Source organism: Pseudomonas sp. C32, from assembly GCF_030417915.1.
Classification (GTDB): Bacteria; Pseudomonadota; Gammaproteobacteria; order Pseudomonadales; family Pseudomonadaceae; genus Aquipseudomonas.
This window is the reverse complement of sequence record NZ_JAUHUK010000016.1, coordinates 128,085-145,924: the sequence shown is the minus strand read 5'-3', so window position 1 is coordinate 145,924 and position 17,840 is coordinate 128,085. Positions and strand designations below refer to the sequence as shown.

Sequence of the window (17,840 nt, the reverse complement as noted above, 5' to 3'; positions counted from 1 at the left end):
ATTACTCGCTGTTGTCAACACCTCTTTTTCAACTTCCTTTTGGCTTCGATGAACTGAAGCAACCTGCTGCCGAAAACTTCGTAACTCTTTGTTTACCAAGGAGTTTTCCGTTTCGACTGCACCGGAAGTGGGGCGAATTATAGGCTTCTAAAATTCGCCGTCAACCCCTTATTTCAGGCTTATTCGGATTTGAGCGTAATTCGCGCAAATGCCTTCTTGCCAGCCTGGCAAACGTGGGTCGCACCCAATGCATATATAAAGGTGCGATCAACAACCTCACCATCTATACGCACACCACCGGAACCCAGGAGATCCCGAGCGACAGCCGAGTTCTTCACCAAGCCTGCCTTATTAAGGACGGCCGCGATCGGCATATCTTCAGCAGCAGTCAATTCAATCTCAGGCAGATCATCCGGCAGCTCGCCATCCTTCATGCGGTTACCGGCAGCACGATGGGCGTTGGCCGCTGCCTCTTCACCATGGAAACGCGCAACGATCTCTTCAGCCAGCTTGATCTTGATGTCACGCGGATTTGCACCCGCCTCCACATCAGCGCGGAACGCATTGATCTCATCCATGGAGCGGAAGCTGAGTAGCTCGAAATAACGCCACATCAGCGCATCAGGAATGGAGACCAGCTTGCCGTACATCACACCCGGCGCTTCCTGGATGCCGACGTAGTTGCCCAACGACTTGGACATCTTCTTCACGCCATCCAGACCTTCCAGCAACGGCATGGTCAAAATGCACTGAGCCTCCTGACCGTAACTGCGCTGCAGCTCACGCCCCATCAGCAGGTTGAACTTCTGATCGGTACCACCCAATTCGACATCCGCACGCAACGCAACCGAGTCATAACCCTGGACCAGCGGATAGAGGAACTCGTGAATGGCGATGGGCTGATTGGTGGTGTAGCGCTTATCGAAGTCATCGCGCTCGAGCATGCGAGCCACGGTGTACTGGGAAGTCAGGCGAATGAAGTCGGCCGGCCCCATCTGATCCATCCAGGTAGAGTTGAATGCCACCTCGGTTTTTGCTGGATCCAGAATCTTGAAGACCTGAGTCTTGTAGGTCTCGGCATTCTCGAGGACTTGCTCGCGAGTGAGCGGCGGGCGCGTAGCACTCTTGCCGCTCGGATCACCGATCATGCCGGTGAAGTCACCTATAAGGAAGATCACCTGGTGCCCCAGCTCCTGGAACTGGCGCAGCTTATTAATAAGCACGGTGTGACCCAGGTGCAAATCCGGCGCAGTCGGGTCGAAGCCTGCCTTAATACGCAGCGGCTGGCCACGTTTGAGCTTTTCGATCAGCTCGGACTCGACCAACAGTTCTTCCGCACCACGTTTGATCAGCGCTAGCTGCTCTTCAACCGACTTCATAACAGACCCGCAAGGCTCGAATTCAAAGGGGACCAACCATACAAGATCGGGCGTCAAATACAAGGTTTGCCCGGCACACGGAGACCAATCCACAGACGGAGCGTCCGCAGACTTGCTTCAGAGATGATTTGGTTATATTTTATACAGTTATTTCATCTTCATCATGTCATTCATCTTTTCCAATTCATCTTTTCAAAGTCAAAACACTACTTATGACCAAAGAATCGTCTAAAGCGCCTCCGCTTTACCCGAAGACCCATCTGCTCGCAGCAAGTGGCATCGCCGCCCTCTTGAGCCTGGCGCTTCTGGTATTTCCATCCAGTGATGTAGAAGCCAAAAAGACAACCCTGAGTCTTGAACTGGAAAGCCCTGCTGAACAACTGACACAAGATCAAGACGCTGCTGAAGCCGTTGAAGCCACAAATGAGTCAGCAGCTTCTCCTTTTGCACAGATTGAAAATGGCGCAGAAGAGACTCAGGAAACCGCCGAAGCAGCTCCAGAGTCTGCGCCAGCGCCAGCAGTGGCGAACGTCGAAGAAAAGAAATCGGAAAGCCACCGGGAAGTGATCGTTGCCAAAGGCGATACCCTCTCCACATTGTTCGAAAAAGTAGGTCTTCCAACTACTTCGGTGAATGACGTCCTGGCCAGCGGCAAGCAGGCCAAACAGTTCACTCAGCTCAAGCGCGGGCAGAAACTCGAATTCGAACTGGGCCCAGATGGTCAGCTGACCAATTTGCACAGCAAGGTCAGTGACCTCGAAACCATCACCCTGACCAAGAACGAAAAGGGCTACACGTTCAACCGCGTTACCGCCAAGCCTACCGTGCGCTCGGCCTATGTTCATGGCGTGATCAACAGCTCCCTATCGCAATCCGCGGCCCGCGCCGGCCTGTCTCACAGCCTGACCATGGACATGGCCAGTGTGTTTGGCTATGACGTCGACTTTGCCCAGGACATTCGCCAGGGCGACGAATTCGACGTGATCTACGAGCAGAAGGTGGTCAACGGCAAGGCTGTCGGCAATGGCCCGATCCTGTCCGCACGCTTCACCAACCGCGGCAAAACCTATACCGCCGTGCGCTATACCAACAAGCAGGGAAACAGCAGTTACTACACCGCTGACGGCAACAGCATGCGCAAAGCGTTCATCCGCACGCCGGTGGACTTCGCCCGCATCAGTTCCAAGTTTTCCATGGGCCGCAAACACCCGATCCTGAACAAGATTCGCGCCCACAAAGGTGTCGACTACGCAGCCCCGCGCGGTACGCCGATCAAAGCTGCCGGTGACGGTAAAGTCTTGCTGGCCGGCCGCCGCGGCGGTTACGGCAACACCGTCATCATCCAGCACGGCAACACCTACCGCACGCTGTATGGCCACATGCAGGGCTTCGCCAAGGGCGTCAAGACTGGCGGCACGGTCAAGCAAGGTCAGGTCATCGGCTATATCGGCACCACCGGCCTCTCCACCGGCCCGCACTTGCACTATGAATTCCAGGTCAATGGCGTGCATGTTGATCCGTTGGGCCAGAAAGTAGCGATGGCCGATCCGATTTCCAAAGGTGAACGTGGGCGTTTCCTTGCTCAGAGCCAACCGCTGATGGCGCGCATGGATCAGGAAAAATCCACGCAGCTAGCTTCGGCCAAGCGCTAAGCCATGGCGCTCTACATAGGTGTGATGTCCGGGACCAGCCTTGATGGCCTGGACATAGCGCTGATCGAGCAAGCGCCGGCGATCAAGCTGATCGCCACCCATTACATTCCGATGCCTGATTCACTGCGCGCCGAGCTGCTGGGCTTGTGCGCCAGCGGGCCAGACGAGATTGCCCGCTCCGCAATCGCTCAACAGAATTGGGTAAAACTGGCCGCGCAGGGCGTGAATGCCCTCCTGACTCAGCAGCACATCAAGCCAGAAAGCATTCGTGCGATTGGCAGCCACGGCCAGACCATTCGCCATGAGCCGGCGCGCGGCTTCACGGTGCAGATCGGCAATCCAGCCCTGTTGACGGAGCTGACCGGCATCACCGTCGTTAGCGACTTTCGCAGCCGCGATGTCGCCGCTGGCGGGCAAGGCGCGCCGTTGGTCCCTGCCTTTCATGAAGCCCTTTTTGAGGAGCAGCCGGGGAATCGCGCAGTCCTCAATGTCGGCGGTTTCAGCAACCTCAGCCTGATCGAGCCCGGCAAGCCCGTTGCAGGTTTCGACTGCGGCCCGGGGAATGTGCTGATGGATGCGTGGATTCAACAGCAGCGCGGCGACAACTACGACCGAGACGGCCAATGGGCGGCCAGCGGCAAGGTCGAACCGCTCCTGTTAAAAGCATTGCTCAGCGATCCGTTCTTCGTGACCCAAGGCCCGAAAAGTACCGGTCGTGAAGTGTTCAACCTGCCATGGCTGATGCAGCACCTGTCCCAATTGCCCGCCTTTGCCGCCGAAGATGTCCAGGCAACGTTGCTGGAGCTAACCGCACTGACCATCATCGAATCACTGCAAAGTGCTCAGTTGAACACCCGGGAATTGTTGGTCTGTGGAGGCGGCGCGCGCAACGCAGCATTGATGAGTCGCCTGGCCAGCCTGCTGCCGAACGCAAAAGTCAGCAGCACCGCCGCTTATGGCGTCGATCCAGATTGGGTTGAAGCGATGGCCTTCGCCTGGCTCGCCCACTGCTGCCTCGAAGGCATCGCAGCCAACCGGCCCAGTGTCACCGGAGCCCGTGGATTGCGCGTACTCGGCGCCATCTACCCCGCATAAACGCCGGACAGTAAAACGCCGCAGGGCTGTGAGGCCATGCGGCGTTTTGATGATACCGACGCGCAGATCAGATCGAGAACGATGAACCGCAGCCACATGTAGTGGTCGCATTCGGGTTCTTGATAACGAAACGCGAACCTTCCAGACCTTCCTGGTAATCCACCTCGGCACCCGCCAGGTACTGGTAGCTCATCGGATCGACAACCAGACTCACACCTTCGCGCTCGACAATGGTGTCGTCATCGGCCACTTCTTCATCGAAGGTGAAGCCGTACTGAAAACCTGAACAACCACCGCCCGTAACGAATACGCGCAGCTTCAAGCGATCATTCCCCTCTTCATCGACCAGGCTCTTCACCTTGTGCGCGGCACCGTGGGTGAATTGCAAAGCCGTGGGGGTGAAGGATTCGACGCTCATGCAGACTATCTCCCGGCGTTACGCCGCCATAATGCGTGATGACGCGCATTATCCGCTTCTCCTAGAAAAGCGGTCAACTATTGTTATGGTATATCAACCAATCCAATCGCCGCCCCAGAATGTAAAAAGGCCCGTTCAACGGGCCTTTTTGCTGCTCGGAATAAGCCTTACGGCAACATGCCGGCGTGGGACAGACCCAGGCGCTCATCCAGCCCAAACAGGATGTTCATGTTCTGTACCGCCTGACCCGACGCACCTTTGACCAGATTGTCGATCACCGACAACACCACCACCAGATCACCATCCTGAGGACGATGCACAGCAATTCGGCACACGTTGGCACCGCGCACGCTGCGGGTTTCCGGGTGGCTGCCGGCCGGCATGACGTCGACGAACGGTTCGTTGGCATAGCGCTTTTCAAACAGCGCCTGCAGATCGACCGAGCGATCAACGACGGTCGCGTACAGCGTCGAGTGAATGCCACGGATCATTGGCGTCAGGTGAGGAACGAAGGTCAGCCCGACGTCCTTGCCTGCTGCACGACGCAAGCCCTGGCGAATTTCCGGCAAGTGACGGTGACCTTTGACGGCATAGGCCTTCATGCTTTCCGACGTCTCGGAGTACAGCGAACCTACAGAGGCGCCACGACCGGCGCCGCTGACACCGGACTTGCAGTCGGCAATCAGGTGCGATGCGTCGGCCAGACCTGCCTCGAGCAAAGGCAGGAAGCCCAACTGCGTGGCGGTTGGATAGCAACCCGGCACCGCAATCAGGCGCGCCTTCTTGATCTGCTCGCGATTGACTTCCGGCAGGCCGTAGACCGCTTCGTCCAGCAGCTCCGGTGCGCCGTGCGGCTGGCCGTACCACTTGGCCCATTCATCCGCGTCTTGCAGACGGAAGTCGGCCGACAGGTCGATGACCTTGGTCCCGGCCGCCAGCAATTCGCCCGCCAGGGCATGGGCAACACCGTGCGGCGTGGCGAAGAACACCACATCGCAAGCGCCCAGAGTCTTGATGTCCGGAACGCTGAACGCCAGGCCGTCGTAGTGGCCTCGCAGGTTCGGGTACATGTCGGCCACGGCCAGGCCAGCCTCGGATCGGGAAGTGATGACAACCACTTCAGCTTGCGGATGTTGCGCCAACAGACGCAGCAGTTCGACACCGGTGTAACCCGTGCCGCCGACGATACCGACCTTGACCATAAACCTGCCCTCAACGAACCCACTGGAAAGCCGTCGATAATAGGGGCCGCGCGCGCCTGCGACAACCGTCAAGGTGACGTGCGGACGCTCAAGCCTCTACTATTCCCGCTACCGTGAATCCTGGAATAACCAAAATGCTCTATCTGTGGCTCAAAGCTTTTCACATCATCAGCATCGTTTGCTGGTTCGCCGGCCTGTTCTACCTGCCGCGCCTGTTCGTTTATCACGCTCAAAGCGAAGACAGCGTCAGCAAAGAACGCTTCAGCATCATGGAACGCAAGCTGTACCGGGGCATCATGGGCCCGGCAATGATTGCCACGCTGATCTTCGGTGGCTGGCTGATCAGCCTCAACCCGAGCGCATATTTCACCCAGGGTGGCTGGATGCATGCGAAGTTGACGCTGGTGGTGCTGCTGATCGGCTACCACCACATGTGCGGCGCCCAGGTAAAACGTTTTGCCCGTGGCGAAAACACCCGCAGCCATGTCTTTTATCGCTGGTTCAATGAGGTTCCGGTTCTGATATTGCTGGCAATCGTAATTCTGGTCGTGGTTCGGCCGTTTTAAATCCTACTGATCGTGATTTTCGGGGTACTTCCAATGTCGCTGCCCGCTTTGCTCGAACAACGTTTGCGTTTGCCTGTGGTGGCAGCGCCGATGTTTCTCATCTCCAACCCGCAATTGGTGCTGGCCTGCTGTCGCAACGGCGTGGTCGGCAGTTTTCCGGCCCTGAACCAACGCGAAAGCAGCGGGTTCAAGGCCTGGCTGGAAGAGATCGAAGCCGGGTTGGCGACCATGGACAACCCCGCACCCTACGCCGTGAACCTGATCGTCCATAACAGCAACCCACGGCTGCAAGCGGATCTGGAGATTTGCGTCGAACACAAAGTGCCGATCGTGATCACCAGCCTCGGCGCCGTCAAAGAACTGGTCGACGCGGTCCACAGCTACGGTGGACTGGTATTCCACGACGTCACCACCCGACGCCATGCCGAGAAAGCCGCCGAAGCCGGCGTGGACGGATTGATCGCTGTGGCCGCCGGTGCCGGTGGGCATGCCGGGACCTGGAGTCCGTTTTCGTTGATTGCCGAAATCCGCCAGTTCTTCGACAAGACCCTGCTGCTGGCTGGCTGCCTGAACCACGGTCACGAAATTCTCGCCGCGCAGTTGCTCGGTGCGGATTTGGCCTACTTCGGTACGCGCTTTATCGGCACCACCGAAAGTCATGCGCCTGACGCCTATAAAGAGATGCTGCTGGCAGCCAGAGCTGCTGACATCATCCATACTCCAGCGGTGTCAGGCGTTCCGGCGAGTTTTATGCGTCAAAGTCTGGAAGCCGCCGGTTTCGATATGTCTGCGCTGCAAGGCAAAGGCGAGATCAACTTCGGCTCCAAGCTCAAACCCATCAGCGATGAAGCCAAAGCCTGGAAAACCGTGTGGTCCGCGGGCCAGGGTGTCGGTGAGATCGATGATCTGCCAAGTGTTGATCAATTGGTCGCGCGTCTTGATGCGGAGTATCGCAAGGCACTTGAGCACGCGGCACAGTTACCCAAGCGCTGGCCACGTTGACAGTAACCCTTGGCCAGCCTGAATCGGCTGGCCTTGTGCGCGCCCAGGCCTGGATTTATTTTTTCAATCACTCGCGACAAGGATGCTACGAACATGGGCGAAAACCGTTTCAAGATCGTATTCGAAGGTGCGTTGCAGCCCGGTGTCGATATCGCCACTGCAAAGCTCAATCTTGCCGGGCTGTTCAACAGTGACGTGACGGCGATCGAACGCCTGTTCACTGGCCGGCCGGTCGCACTCAAACGTGACCTGAGCCAGGTTGACGCTCAGGCCTATCTGCAAGCGCTGAACAAAACCGGGATCGACGCCCGCATCGAGACCGAGCCATCTGTAGAGCTGAACCTTGACGAGGTTCATGAGCATCACGGTGCTACTTCCGTCGATCCTCTGTCGCCTTACGCCCCACCCCGCGCAGACCTTGGAACAACCACCGCAGAATTCGCCACGCTCAAGCCATTCAGTTTCGAAGGGCGTATCGGTCGCTTGCGCTACCTGGCCTGGACGATGGTCCTGACCCTGATTCTCATGGCGGTTTGCGGGGTGTTTGTAGTGCTCGCCCTGGCCTTTATCGGTACCGACTCAACCGCAGGCCTGATTTTGGGTGGCCTGTTCGCTTTGATCCTGTTTGTCGCGTTCGTCTTCGTCGGCATTCAGTTCGCTGTCCAACGACTGCACGACATTGGCTGGTCGGGCTGGTTGTGGCTGATCAATCTCGTTCCGTTTGTAGGCAGTTTCTTTCCGCTTGTCACCACGGTAATGCCCGGCAACACTGGCCCCAATCGTTATGGCCCGCCACCTCCGCCCAACAGCACCGCGGTCAAGGTGCTGGCTTCGTTGTGGCTGGCGTTCGTAGCGCTGATGGTGGTGAGTATGTTGGCCGGTGGCTTCTCGACCCTTCAGCGAGGATTTGAAAACGCCGCACAGAGCAACTACGACAGCAGCGCAGTCATCACCGAAGAAATCGACGTCGAGGCACAACCGGTGCCAAATTCCTCCGACGATGCAGCCGAAGACACCCCGCCCCCTGTAGACTCTGCGAAAGAATGAACAGCGCTCCTGGCCCGTGACACCTGCGTCGCGGCATGGAGCTGTTGCGATGGAGAACTGCATGTCCCGTTACGCTCTGATCACTGGTGCATCCAGCGGCATCGGCCTGGCAATGGCAGAAGCCCTGGCACGGCGCGGCCGAAACCTGATTCTGGTGGCCCGACAACGTGATCAGCTGGAAAGTATTGCGATTGAACTGACTCAGCGCTTTGGCGTGGAAGTGCTGTTTCGCGCCTGCGACCTGGGCGAACCGCTGCGCCTGTCCGGGTTCCTGCTGGAACTGGAAGAAGGTGAGCGGCAGATCGACCTGCTCGTCAACTGTGCCGGCATCGGTACATGCGGCCCGTTCCTGGCCCAGGACTGGATGACCGAGCAGGACTTGATCGAAGTGAACATCCTCGCCCTTACCCGCCTCTGCCACGCCATCGGCAACAGCATGGCGCTGCAGGGCGGCGGGCAGATTCTGAACGTCGCCTCGGTGGCGGCGTTCCAGCCGGGACCGTGGATGAGCACTTACTACGCCAGCAAGGCTTATGTGCTGCATTTTTCCGAAGGCTTGCGAGTCGAGCTGAAAAAATGTGCGGTAAAGGTTTCGGTACTCTGCCCCGGCCCCACCCGCACGGCGTTTTTCCGCACGGCGCAGCTGAACACGGAGAAATTGACCGACAGCAAATTGCTGATGAGTCCTGAAGAAGTGGCGCTGTACACCGTGCGCGCCCTGGAAAAGAATTGCGCGATCATTATTCCGGGACGACGCAATCGCTGGCTCGCCTTCCTCCCCCGTCTCGGCTCTCGCTGGCTGACCCGCACCATCGCCGGCATGATCAACAAGGCTTACTGCCCGCGCTGATCAACATCAAGGTAAAAGGCTGGGCGCTGGCATAACCCGTGAGTACACTCAGGCCAGCCCAAACAACGGAGAAAACAGCTGTGGATACTCTGTTCACCAAGATCATCAACCGGGAAATCCCGGCGAAGATCATTTACGAGGACGACCAGGTTCTGGCCTTCCACGACATCGCCCCGCAGGCGCCGGTGCATTTTCTGGTGATCCCGAAAAAACCGGTGCGCACCCTGAACGACCTGACCGAGGCCGACAAGGCATTGGCCGGGCACATTCTGTTCACCGCCCAGCGCCTGGCCCTGGAACTGGGGTGCGAAAAAGGTTTCCGCGTCGTGATGAACTGTAATGAAGAAGGCGGACAAACTGTCTATCACATTCATATGCATGTGCTGGGTCAGCGCCAGATGCATTGGCCGCCGGGCTGAGCCCAGGCTCGCAAAAAATCGCAGCCTTCGGCAGCTCCTTGTATCGCGAACCTGCCGAAGGCTGCGATCTTTTCATCTTGACCCAGCGCAAACCTTCCCCGGCCGATTGGGTTAAACTGGCCGCCGAGATTCCTCCGGAGGTCAGCATGACTACCCAACGTCACTACTCGCCAATTGACCGTCTTCTGCTGCAAGCAGACGCCGCGATGCGTACTTTGTTGCCCTCCAGTGGCCACCCGTACCGTCCGTCTCCGGCCATCGTGCAGCCGGACGCAAAAATGAGCGACGAAGACACCCGCCACGTTGCCGGCCTGATGCGTATCAACCATACCGGCGAAGTCTGTGCCCAGGCGCTGTACCAAGGCCAGGCGTTGACCGCCAAGCTGCCGCAAGTGCGTGCCGCCATGGAACACGCCGCCGAAGAAGAAATCGACCATCTGGTCTGGTGCGAACAACGCATCCATCAGTTGGGCAGCCACACCAGCATTCTTAATCCGCTGTTCTACGGCATGTCGTTCGGGATTGGTGCCGTTGCCGGTTTGATCAGTGACAAGGTCAGCCTGGGTTTTGTCGCAGCGACTGAAGACCAGGTATGCAAGCACCTGAACGAACATCTGGAACAACTGCCGGCCGAGGACGAAAAGTCCCGGGCGATTCTCAAGCAAATGCGCATTGATGAAGAGCAGCATGCCGAAAGCGCGCTGGATGCGGGCGGGTTCCGTTTTCCGGCGCCGGTGAAGTTCGGGATGAGTCTGATGGCCAAGGTGATGACCAAGAGTACTTATCGGATCTGAGGGTTCTGTTGCGTGACAGGGCCTCTTCGCAGGCAAGCCCGCTCCTACAGGGGTTTGCGACGGACATGAAAAAGGCGACCGAGGTCGCCTTTTTTTGTGTTCGAGAATCTTACGACATGTTGCGTGCGTAGAAGATTTCGAGCATTTCGTGCTTCACCCGCTCGGTCACCTGAGTGCGCTGCCCAGAGGACAGGCTGCTGGTGGCGTCGCCGAACAGGTAGTTATCCAGTTCGAAGTTCTTCAGCAGCATTTTGGTGTGGAACAGGTTTTCCTGGTACACGTTCACGTCGGTCATCTGGTACGCGTCGCGAGTGTCTTCGGAAAGGTAGTTCTGGATCGAATTGATCTCGTGGTCGATGAAGTGCTTTTTGCCTTCAACGTCACGGGTGAAACCGCGCACACGGTAATCCACAGTCACGATGTCCGAATCGAACTGGTGAATGAGGAAATTGAGCGCTTTAAGCGGTGAAATAACCCCACAAGTCGACACGTCGATATCCACACGGAAGGTTGCAATACCGTCGACCGGATGGATTTCCGGGTAGGTGTGCACCGTGATGTGGCTCTTGTCGAGGTGGGCCAGGATGATTTCCGGCAGCGGGCCCGGGGACTCTTCGATCTGACTCTCGGTCGGGGTTACCGGCTCTTCGGAGATCAGGATCGTGACGCTGGCGCCCTGTGGCTCATAGTCCTGACTGGCAATATTCAGGATGTTGGCACCAATGATATCGACAACTTCCGTGAGGATCTGCGTCAGGCGTTTGGCGTTGTACTCTTTATTGATGTACTCGACGTAAGCCTGTTGGTCTTGCGGGGTTTCCGCGTAGCAGATGTCATAGATGTTGAAGCTCAAGGTCTTTGTCAGGTTATTGAACCCGTGGAGCTTGAGTTTGCTTTTCACCGTTAGAAACTCTCTGTGTGTTTGCGGCCCGGCCGCGTGATCAAGCATGCCCGTCAGATGCGAACAACGCACCTGCGTAGGACGGTTAACACCTCTTCGCGATGGCGATTTTGGTTGTCTGTTCGGATGCGCAACCAGTCGGATGACCAGCTACGACCCTGAAAAAAGTGGCGCATTATGCAGACGTCCGCTTGGGATCGCCAGAGTCTGCACTGCTTTTATGATAGTTGAATGTCGATTCAACCGAGTTCGATGATCTCGTAGTCGTGGGTGATCGCCACGCCTGCCGCACCGAGCATGATCGACGCCGAGCAGTATTTCTCGGCGGACAGCTCGATGGCGCGTTTGACCTGGGCTTCTTTCAAGCCGCGGCCCTTGACCACGAAATGCATGTGGATCTTGGTGAACACCTTTGGATCTTCGGTCGCACGCTCGGCTTCGAGGAAGGCTTCACAGCTTTCCACTGCCTGGCGGGACTTCTTGAGGATGCTGACCACATCGAAATTGCTGCAACCGCCGACACCCAGCAGGAGCATTTCCATCGGCCGAACACCCAGGTTACGACCGCCGGCATCGGGCGGACCGTCCATGACCACGACATGACCGCTACCGGATTCGCCGAGGAACATGGCTTCGCCAGCCCATTGGATGCGTGCCTTCATCGCCAAGACTCCACTGTTTAAAAAAGGGTCGCCAGCTTAGCACAGGGCCCTTGATTGGCAGCGGTTGCGTTCCTAGGACATAACCATTAGCCCCATAGGTAATTTCTCGAATATTGTAGGAAGTGTCTGATAAGCTGACGCCAATTCGCTGACGCAGCGTCAGCCTTGTCGCTGTTTTTTCCGCTCATAAAAAAACCAAATACACCGTGCAGTTTTTTCGGGATACAACCATGGTTGCTCTTGCCCCCACCCCCAGGATCAAAAACCTCGACAAGCTGTTGATGCATTGCCAACGCCGTCGCTATCAGGCCAAGAGCAACATCATTTGCGCCGGTGACCGATCGGAGACGCTGTTCTTCATCATCAAAGGATCGGTCACCATCCTGATCGAAGATGACGATGGTCGGGAGATGATCATCGCGTACCTGAATGCCGGGGACTTCTTTGGTGAGCTGGGTCTGTTCGAACAGGCCGGTCTGGAACAGGAGCGAAGCGCCTGGGTGCGGGCGAAGGTCGAATGCGAAGTGGCTGAAATCAGCTATGCGAAGTTCCGTGAATTGTCGCAGCTGGATCCAGACATTCTTTACGTGCTGAGCGGACAAATCGCACAACGCCTGCGCAACACCACACGCAAGGTCGGTGACCTGGCGTTCTTCGACGTCACCGGTCGCGTTGCGCGTTGCTTGCTGGAGCTGTGCAAGCAGCCTGACGCCATGACTCACCCCGACGGGATGCAGATCAAGGTAACCCGTCAGGAAATCGGACGGATTGTCGGTTGCTCGCGAGAGATGGTCGGTCGTGTGCTCAAGGATCTGGAAGAACGCAACCTGGTGGACGTCAAAGGCAAGACCATGGTGGTCTTCGGCACGCGATAAGCTCGAAAAGCTAGCGGCTGAACATCTGCTCGAGCATCAGCCGGTAAAGCTCATCGAGACGCGCCAGCGCATCCGGTGCGGCGTATTTCTCATGCAGGGCGATGTGGCTTTCAGCGCGCACCCGTTGTTCGAGCCCACACACCTCGTTGAAGCGGTTGACCGCCGCGACCATCGACTCTCGCTCGTTATCGATCAACATCGCACCGTGCACCAGTCCCACCGGACGTTGACCGCCCTGACTCTGACGCCAGCGCTGGGCGGTACCGACCATCTTGCGTCCGTCCAGGTTGACGTTGAAGCGGCCATCGCAGAACGCTCCCTCGATTTCACCCAGGGACGATGTGCCGCCCAACTCATCCAGCAGCTGACAGATCGGATCGCATAAACGGCGGTAGCCGGACTCGATGCGGTTCAAGTCGCCTTCGCTGCGGGGTGGGGCGTAGACCAGGGCGATGTTGATCGTGGTGGCTGATTGCGGAACCGGTTCGCCGCCGGTATCTCGCAACAACACGGGCCAGCCTGCTGCCGCCGACACTTCACATGCCGATTCAAAACCTGGCAGGCGACTCAAGCGGCGCGGCATGACCAAGGCTTGATCGCTTGGTTGCCAGAACAGCAGGCCGAAATTGTCGTCGCCGGCACAGACTGATGCCAGCAAGTCCTGTTCGGCTTGCAGGCCCGCTTCGATGGTCAGGGAGACAGGTGAGGTCATAAGGGAATCCGTCGGACACAACGTCTGTGGTGTTTCTTATGCCGCTATCGCGAGCAAGCTCCTACAGGGGATTTGCTTACGCCAAAAATCCAATGTAGAAGCGCACTTGCTCGCGATGCTTTTTAGTCGAGGGTCGAACCGCTGACAGGCACGCCGCGCTCAGGGAAGAACAAACGCTGCAACTCAGTGCCCGGGCTTTCAGCGCGCATGAATGCTTCACCGACCAGGAACGCGTAGACGTCGCTGATTTCCATCAACTCGACATCGGCGCGGTTGAAGATGCCGCTTTCGGTGATCACCAAACGATCGCGAGGGATACGCGGCAGCAGGTCGAGCGTGGTTTCGAGGCTGACGTCGAAGGTGTGCAGGTTGCGGTTGTTGATGCCGACCAGCGGAGTGTCGAGGGTTTTCAATGCCCGCTCCAACTCGTCGCCATCGTGGACTTCCACCAGCACATCGAGATTGACGCTTTTGGCCACGGCCGCCAGCTCGGCCATTTTCACGTCATCCAGTGCGGAAACGATCAACAGCACGCAATCGGCGCCCAAGGCGCGCGCTTCGACGATCTGGTACGGATCGATCATGAAATCCTTGCGGATCACCGGCAGGCTGCACGCCGCTCGTGCCTGTTGCAGATACGCGTCAGCCCCCTGGAAGAAGTCGATATCGGTGAGCACCGACAGGCAGGTTGCGCCGCCCTTCTCGTAGCTTTTAGCGATGTCGGCGGGAACGAAGTTCTCACGGATCACGCCTTTGCTCGGCGAAGCCTTCTTGATTTCAGCAATGACTGCCGGCTGTTTCAGCTTGGCCTGAGCCAGCAGCGCCTTGGCAAAACCACGGGGTGCATCGGCCGCCTTGGCCAGACTTTCCAGCTCGGCGAGGCTGACTCGAGCGCGACGCTCGGCAACTTCCTCAACCTTGCGCGCCAGAATGTTTTCCAGAACCGTCGGCACACTCATCCCTCATTCTCCACTTTGAATACCGCGGTAAACGCACCCAGCTCCTCGAGTTTTTCCCGAGCGAGGCCGGTGTGCAGCGCATCGTGCGCCAAGGCAACGCCTTCTTTGAGACTGCTGGCATGGTCGGCGGCGTACAGCGCGGCACCGGCATTGAGCATGATCATCTCGGCAGCCTTCTGACCGTTTTCGGTCTTGCGCTTGCCCAGGGCATCGCGAATCAGTTCCAGGGACGCCTCCGGGCTTTCGACCGCCAGCCCATGCAGACTCTGGCTCTTCATGCCCAGGTCTTCCGGTTCGACCCAATACTCGGTGATCTGGTCGTCTTTCAGTTCGGCGACAAAGGTCGGCGCTGCGAGGCTGAACTCGTCCAGACCATCCTTCGAATGCACCACCAACACGTGCTTGCTGCCCAGGCGCTGCAACACTTCAGCCAATGGCCGGCACAGCGTTTGGGTGAACACGCCCACCACCTGGTGTTTAACACCGGCCGGATTCGTAAGCGGGCCGAGCATGTTGAACAAAGTGCGCAAGCCCAGGTCCTTGCGCGGACCCGCGGCGTACTTCATGGCACGGTGGTGAGTCTGGGCAAACATGAAGCCGATGCCGACGTTGTCGATGCAACGCGCGACTTGCACCGGCGTCAGGCTCAGGTAGATACCCGCCGCCTCCAGCAGGTCGGCACTGCCGCTCTTGCCCGAGACCGCGCGGTTGCCATGCTTGGCCACGGTGCAACCGGCCGCCGAGACTACGAAGGCCGAAGCCGTCGACACGTTGAAGATGTTCGCGCCGTCGCCGCCGGTGCCAACCACATCGACTACACCGTGGAGGGTCTTGAGCTCGACCTTGTCTGCCAGCTCACGCATGACCGATACGGCGCCGACGATTTCGTCGATGCTTTCGCTCTTCATGCGCATGGCCATCATGAACGCGCCGATCTGCGCGTCCGTGCATTGCCCGGTCATGATTTCACGCATCACATCGCGCATTTCTTCGGTGCTGAGGTCGAGGTGTTCGACGATACGGCCCAGGGCTGTCTTGATATTCATGAGTCGTCCTTAGCGCGTGCCGCCGGTTTGTTTGAGGAAGTTGGCGAACAGTTCGTGGCCCTGCTCGGTGAGGATCGACTCAGGGTGAAACTGCACGCCCTCGATGTTCAAGGTCTTGTGGCGCAGGCCCATGATCTCGTCGACCGAGCCGTCTTCAAGCTGGGTCCAGGCGGTCAGCTCGAGGCAATCGGGCAGGGTTTCGCGTTTGACGATCAATGAATGATAGCGCGTGACCGTCAGCGGACGGTTCAAACCTTCGAATACACCTTTGTCCTCGTGGAACACCGGGCTGGTTTTGCCGTGCATGACCTGACGGGCACGCACCACATCGCCGCCAAAGGCCTGACCGATGGACTGATGGCCCAGGCACACGCCCAGAATCGGCAGCTTGCCGGCGAAATGCTTGATCGCTTCGATCGAGATGCCGGCTTCGGTCGGGGTGCAGGGACCGGGCGACACAACAATGCGCTCAGGGTTGAGGGCTTCGATTTCGGCGATGGTGAGTTCATCGTTGCGCACGACTTTGACCTGGGAGCCGAGCTCACCAAGGTATTGCACAACGTTGTAGGTAAAAGAGTCGTAGTTATCGATCATCAGCAACATGGCGTTAAGAACCTCTTGAATTCACTGACTACTAATACGGCGCTCGATTGCATCGCCCGCAGCGTCCAGCGCTTGATCGCTCAAGGCGGCCGGCATACGGGCAGTCATCGGTCAGCCTTGCGGAGTTTGTTCAGCCAGGGCCACGGCGCGGAACATGGCGCGGCGCTTGTTCAGGGTTTCTTCCCATTCCAGCGCCGGCACCGAGTCGGCGACGATGCCGCCACCGGCCTGGACGTGCAGTTCGCCGTCCTTGATCACCGCCGTGCGGATCGCAATCGCGGTGTCCATGTTGCCGTTCCAGGCGAAGTAACCGACCGCGCCGCCATACACGCCACGCTTGACCGGCTCCAGTTCGTCGATGATTTCCATTGCACGAATTTTCGGTGCGCCAGACAAGGTGCCCGCCGGCAGAATCGCCCGCAGTGCATCCATCGCCGTCAGCCCGGCTTTCAATTGCCCGGTGACGTTGGACACGATGTGCATCACGTTGGAGTAACGCTCGATGACCATCTTCTCGGTCAGTTTCACCGAGCCGATTTCCGAAACGCGACCGGTGTCGTTACGACCCAGGTCGATCAGCATCAAATGCTCGGCGATTTCCTTGTCGTCGGACAGCAAGTCCTTTTCCAGCGCCAGATCCGCCTCTTCGCTGGCGCCCCGTGGACGGGTGCCGGCAATCGGGCGCACGGTGATCAGGTTGTCTTCGACCCGCACCAGCACTTCTGGTGAACTGCCGACGACGTGGAAGTCGCCGAAGTTGAAGAAGTACATGTATGGCGTCGGGTTGAAGCAGCGCAGCGCACGGTACAGATCAATCGGCGCGGCCTTGAAGTCGATCGACATGCGCTGGGACGGCACGACCTGCATGCAGTCACCGGCCAGGATGTATTCCTTGATGGTGTCGACGGCTTTTTCGTAATCGTTCTGGGTGAAGCTCGAACGGAAGACTGGATCAGCCGACTGTTGCTGGCTGAAATCCAGGCCACGGCGCGGGGTGATCGGCTGACGGAGTTTTTCCAGCAGCGCCTCCAGGCGGGCGCGACCTTGTTCGAAAGCATCTTCCTGCGCCGGATCGGCCAGGACGATGGCGTGCATCTTGCCGGCGAGGTTGTCGAACACCACCACGGCGTCGGACACCATCAGCAGAATGTCCGGAACACCCAGCGGATCCGGGTTCGGGCACTTGCCCAGACGCTTCTCCACATAACGCACGCAGTCATAGCCGAAGTAACCCACCAGGCCGCCGTTGAAGCGCGGCAGGCCGGCGATGGTCGGCACGTTGTAGCGGGCCTTGAAGGTCTCGACGAAGGCCAGCGGGTCTTCGACGTCGTGGCTTTCGGTCTCGATGCCATCGACGGTCACGCTGACGTGATGATCGTGAACCCGCAGCACGGTGCGGCACGGCAGGCCGATGATCGAGTAACGGCCCCACTTCTCGCCGCCCTGTACGGATTCCAGCAGGTAGGAATTGGGCTCGTCGGCCAGTTTCAGGTAGATCGACAACGGCGTGTCGAAGTCAGCCAGGGTTTCACAGGCAAGCGGGATACGGTTATAGCCGGCAGCGGCCAAACGCAGGAATTCTTCGCGGATCATGAGGTGCCTCGTGGCATGAGGGTCAAACGGTCAGGTGTGCAAACGCGCCGGATTACCGGCCAGGA

The 17,840-nt window shown here is 58.2% G+C and carries 19 protein-coding genes; 9 read left to right on the top strand and 10 right to left on the bottom strand.

The genetic code is table 11. The annotated features are described in order from the left end of the window. Positions 1 to 179 precede the first annotated feature (179 nt). Positions 180 to 1,379, bottom strand: a complete 1,200-nt coding sequence (gene tyrS / locus QYH43_RS19195; RefSeq protein WP_095061583.1) for a tyrosine--tRNA ligase — start codon at positions 1,377 to 1,379, stop codon at positions 180 to 182. Positions 1,380 to 1,591: 212 nt separating this feature from the next. Between tyrS and QYH43_RS19190 the strand changes: the two genes are divergently transcribed. Then, positions 1,592 to 3,031 (top strand): peptidoglycan DD-metalloendopeptidase family protein, encoded by a 1,440-nt coding sequence (locus tag QYH43_RS19190; RefSeq protein WP_301157825.1) that lies wholly within the window; start codon positions 1,592 to 1,594, stop codon positions 3,029 to 3,031. Positions 3,032 to 3,034: 3 nt separating this feature from the next. Then, positions 3,035 to 4,126 (top strand): anhydro-N-acetylmuramic acid kinase, encoded by a 1,092-nt coding sequence (locus tag QYH43_RS19185; RefSeq protein ID WP_095061579.1) that lies wholly within the window; start codon positions 3,035 to 3,037, stop codon positions 4,124 to 4,126. 67 nt (positions 4,127 to 4,193) lie between these two features. Here QYH43_RS19185 and erpA read toward each other — a convergent pair whose 3' ends face one another. Next, on the bottom strand, positions 4,194 to 4,544 hold the full coding sequence (gene erpA, locus QYH43_RS19180; protein ID WP_027617200.1) for an iron-sulfur cluster insertion protein ErpA: 351 nt from the start codon (positions 4,542 to 4,544) through the stop codon (positions 4,194 to 4,196). Positions 4,545 to 4,711: 167 nt separating this feature from the next. After that, a complete protein-coding gene (argC, locus tag QYH43_RS19175) occupies positions 4,712 to 5,746 on the bottom strand; it encodes an N-acetyl-gamma-glutamyl-phosphate reductase (RefSeq protein WP_056853510.1) in 1,035 nt (344 codons plus the stop codon). Positions 5,747 to 5,880: 134 nt separating this feature from the next. Here argC and hemJ point away from each other — a divergent pair, with 134 nt between their 5' ends. From hemJ to coq7, 6 genes are all read left to right on the top strand, one after another. Next, positions 5,881 to 6,312 carry a protoporphyrinogen oxidase HemJ gene (gene hemJ, locus QYH43_RS19170; RefSeq protein ID WP_095061575.1) on the top strand — a complete coding sequence of 144 codons (432 nt, stop codon included), beginning with the start codon at positions 5,881 to 5,883 and terminating at the stop codon, positions 6,310 to 6,312. 33 nt (positions 6,313 to 6,345) lie between these two features. Beyond that, the gene (locus QYH43_RS19165) at positions 6,346 to 7,314 is read left to right on the top strand and encodes a nitronate monooxygenase family protein (protein ID WP_095061573.1); all 969 of its coding nucleotides are present in this window, start codon (positions 6,346 to 6,348) and stop codon (positions 7,312 to 7,314) included. A gap of 93 nt (positions 7,315 to 7,407) precedes the next feature. Next, on the top strand, positions 7,408 to 8,361 hold the full coding sequence (locus QYH43_RS19160; RefSeq protein WP_301157824.1) for a DUF805 domain-containing protein: 954 nt from the start codon (positions 7,408 to 7,410) through the stop codon (positions 8,359 to 8,361). A 61-nt stretch (positions 8,362 to 8,422) separates the two neighbouring features. Beyond that, on the top strand, positions 8,423 to 9,211 hold the full coding sequence (locus QYH43_RS19155) for an SDR family oxidoreductase (protein ID WP_301157823.1): 789 nt from the start codon (positions 8,423 to 8,425) through the stop codon (positions 9,209 to 9,211). 80 nt (positions 9,212 to 9,291) lie between these two features. Next, positions 9,292 to 9,630 (top strand): histidine triad nucleotide-binding protein, encoded by a 339-nt coding sequence (locus QYH43_RS19150; RefSeq protein ID WP_095061567.1) that lies wholly within the window; start codon positions 9,292 to 9,294, stop codon positions 9,628 to 9,630. Positions 9,631 to 9,776: 146 nt separating this feature from the next. Then, positions 9,777 to 10,424, top strand: coding sequence for a 2-polyprenyl-3-methyl-6-methoxy-1,4-benzoquinone monooxygenase (coq7, locus tag QYH43_RS19145; protein WP_095061586.1), 648 nt, complete (start codon positions 9,777 to 9,779; stop codon positions 10,422 to 10,424). 109 nt (positions 10,425 to 10,533) lie between these two features. On the opposite strand, the gene speD is transcribed toward coq7, so the two are convergent. After that, positions 10,534 to 11,325 (bottom strand): adenosylmethionine decarboxylase, encoded by a 792-nt coding sequence (speD, locus tag QYH43_RS19140; protein ID WP_095061565.1) that lies wholly within the window; start codon positions 11,323 to 11,325, stop codon positions 10,534 to 10,536. Positions 11,326 to 11,564: 239 nt separating this feature from the next. Beyond that, on the bottom strand, positions 11,565 to 11,987 hold the full coding sequence (locus QYH43_RS19135) for an OsmC family protein (RefSeq protein WP_007941657.1): 423 nt from the start codon (positions 11,985 to 11,987) through the stop codon (positions 11,565 to 11,567). Positions 11,988 to 12,217: 230 nt separating this feature from the next. On the opposite strand from QYH43_RS19135, the gene crp reads away from it, so the two are divergent. After that, positions 12,218 to 12,862, top strand: a complete 645-nt coding sequence (gene crp / locus QYH43_RS19130; protein ID WP_095061563.1) for a cAMP-activated global transcriptional regulator CRP — start codon at positions 12,218 to 12,220, stop codon at positions 12,860 to 12,862. Between the two features lie 10 nt (positions 12,863 to 12,872). Here the strand turns inward: crp and QYH43_RS19125 are convergent, their stop codons facing one another. The 5 genes from QYH43_RS19125 to trpE form a co-directional block, all read right to left on the bottom strand. After that, positions 12,873 to 13,574: a lipoate--protein ligase family protein gene (locus QYH43_RS19125; protein ID WP_301157822.1), complete on the bottom strand. Its 702-nt coding sequence runs from the start codon at positions 13,572 to 13,574 to the stop codon at positions 12,873 to 12,875. A gap of 122 nt (positions 13,575 to 13,696) precedes the next feature. Then, positions 13,697 to 14,533: an indole-3-glycerol phosphate synthase TrpC gene (gene trpC / locus QYH43_RS19120; protein ID WP_095061559.1), complete on the bottom strand. Its 837-nt coding sequence runs from the start codon at positions 14,531 to 14,533 to the stop codon at positions 13,697 to 13,699. Continuing rightward, positions 14,530 to 15,579, bottom strand: a complete 1,050-nt coding sequence (trpD, locus tag QYH43_RS19115) for an anthranilate phosphoribosyltransferase (RefSeq protein ID WP_095061557.1) — start codon at positions 15,577 to 15,579, stop codon at positions 14,530 to 14,532. The genes trpC and trpD overlap by 4 nt, the downstream gene beginning before the upstream one ends. Before the next feature lie 9 nt (positions 15,580 to 15,588). Next, the gene (locus QYH43_RS19110; RefSeq protein ID WP_007906885.1) at positions 15,589 to 16,182 is read right to left on the bottom strand and encodes an aminodeoxychorismate/anthranilate synthase component II; all 594 of its coding nucleotides are present in this window, start codon (positions 16,180 to 16,182) and stop codon (positions 15,589 to 15,591) included. A 111-nt stretch (positions 16,183 to 16,293) separates the two neighbouring features. Continuing rightward, complete coding sequence (gene trpE, locus QYH43_RS19105) at positions 16,294 to 17,775, bottom strand: anthranilate synthase component I (RefSeq protein ID WP_095061555.1); 1,482 nt, start codon at positions 17,773 to 17,775, stop codon at positions 16,294 to 16,296. Between the last annotated feature and the right edge of the window lie 65 nt (positions 17,776 to 17,840).

Bases quoted from the DNA above. Each gene is read 5' to 3' on its own strand.
- trpD (WP_095061557.1), bottom strand. From the start codon at position 15,579: ATGAATATCAAGACAGCCCTGGGCCGTATCGTCGAACACCTCGACCTC.
- QYH43_RS19125 (WP_301157822.1), bottom strand. From the start codon at position 13,574: ATGACCTCACCTGTCTCCCTGACCATCGAAGCGGGCCTGCAAGCCGAA.
- trpE (WP_095061555.1), bottom strand. From the start codon at position 17,775: ATGATCCGCGAAGAATTCCTGCGTTTGGCCGCTGCCGGCTATAACCGT.
- QYH43_RS19165 (WP_095061573.1), top strand. From the start codon at position 6,346: ATGTCGCTGCCCGCTTTGCTCGAACAACGTTTGCGTTTGCCTGTGGTG.
- QYH43_RS19155 (WP_301157823.1), top strand. From the start codon at position 8,423: ATGTCCCGTTACGCTCTGATCACTGGTGCATCCAGCGGCATCGGCCTG.
- erpA (WP_027617200.1), bottom strand. From the start codon at position 4,544: ATGAGCGTCGAATCCTTCACCCCCACGGCTTTGCAATTCACCCACGGT.
- QYH43_RS19190 (WP_301157825.1), top strand. From the start codon at position 1,592: ATGACCAAAGAATCGTCTAAAGCGCCTCCGCTTTACCCGAAGACCCAT.
- coq7 (WP_095061586.1), top strand. From the start codon at position 9,777: ATGACTACCCAACGTCACTACTCGCCAATTGACCGTCTTCTGCTGCAA.
- trpC (WP_095061559.1), bottom strand. From the start codon at position 14,533: ATGAGTGTGCCGACGGTTCTGGAAAACATTCTGGCGCGCAAGGTTGAG.
- tyrS (WP_095061583.1), bottom strand. From the start codon at position 1,379: ATGAAGTCGGTTGAAGAGCAGCTAGCGCTGATCAAACGTGGTGCGGAA.
- argC (WP_056853510.1), bottom strand. From the start codon at position 5,746: ATGGTCAAGGTCGGTATCGTCGGCGGCACGGGTTACACCGGTGTCGAA.
- QYH43_RS19185 (WP_095061579.1), top strand. From the start codon at position 3,035: ATGGCGCTCTACATAGGTGTGATGTCCGGGACCAGCCTTGATGGCCTG.
- hemJ (WP_095061575.1), top strand. From the start codon at position 5,881: ATGCTCTATCTGTGGCTCAAAGCTTTTCACATCATCAGCATCGTTTGC.
- QYH43_RS19135 (WP_007941657.1), bottom strand. From the start codon at position 11,987: ATGAAGGCACGCATCCAATGGGCTGGCGAAGCCATGTTCCTCGGCGAA.
- QYH43_RS19110 (WP_007906885.1), bottom strand. From the start codon at position 16,182: ATGTTGCTGATGATCGATAACTACGACTCTTTTACCTACAACGTTGTG.
- crp (WP_095061563.1), top strand. From the start codon at position 12,218: ATGGTTGCTCTTGCCCCCACCCCCAGGATCAAAAACCTCGACAAGCTG.
- QYH43_RS19160 (WP_301157824.1), top strand. From the start codon at position 7,408: ATGGGCGAAAACCGTTTCAAGATCGTATTCGAAGGTGCGTTGCAGCCC.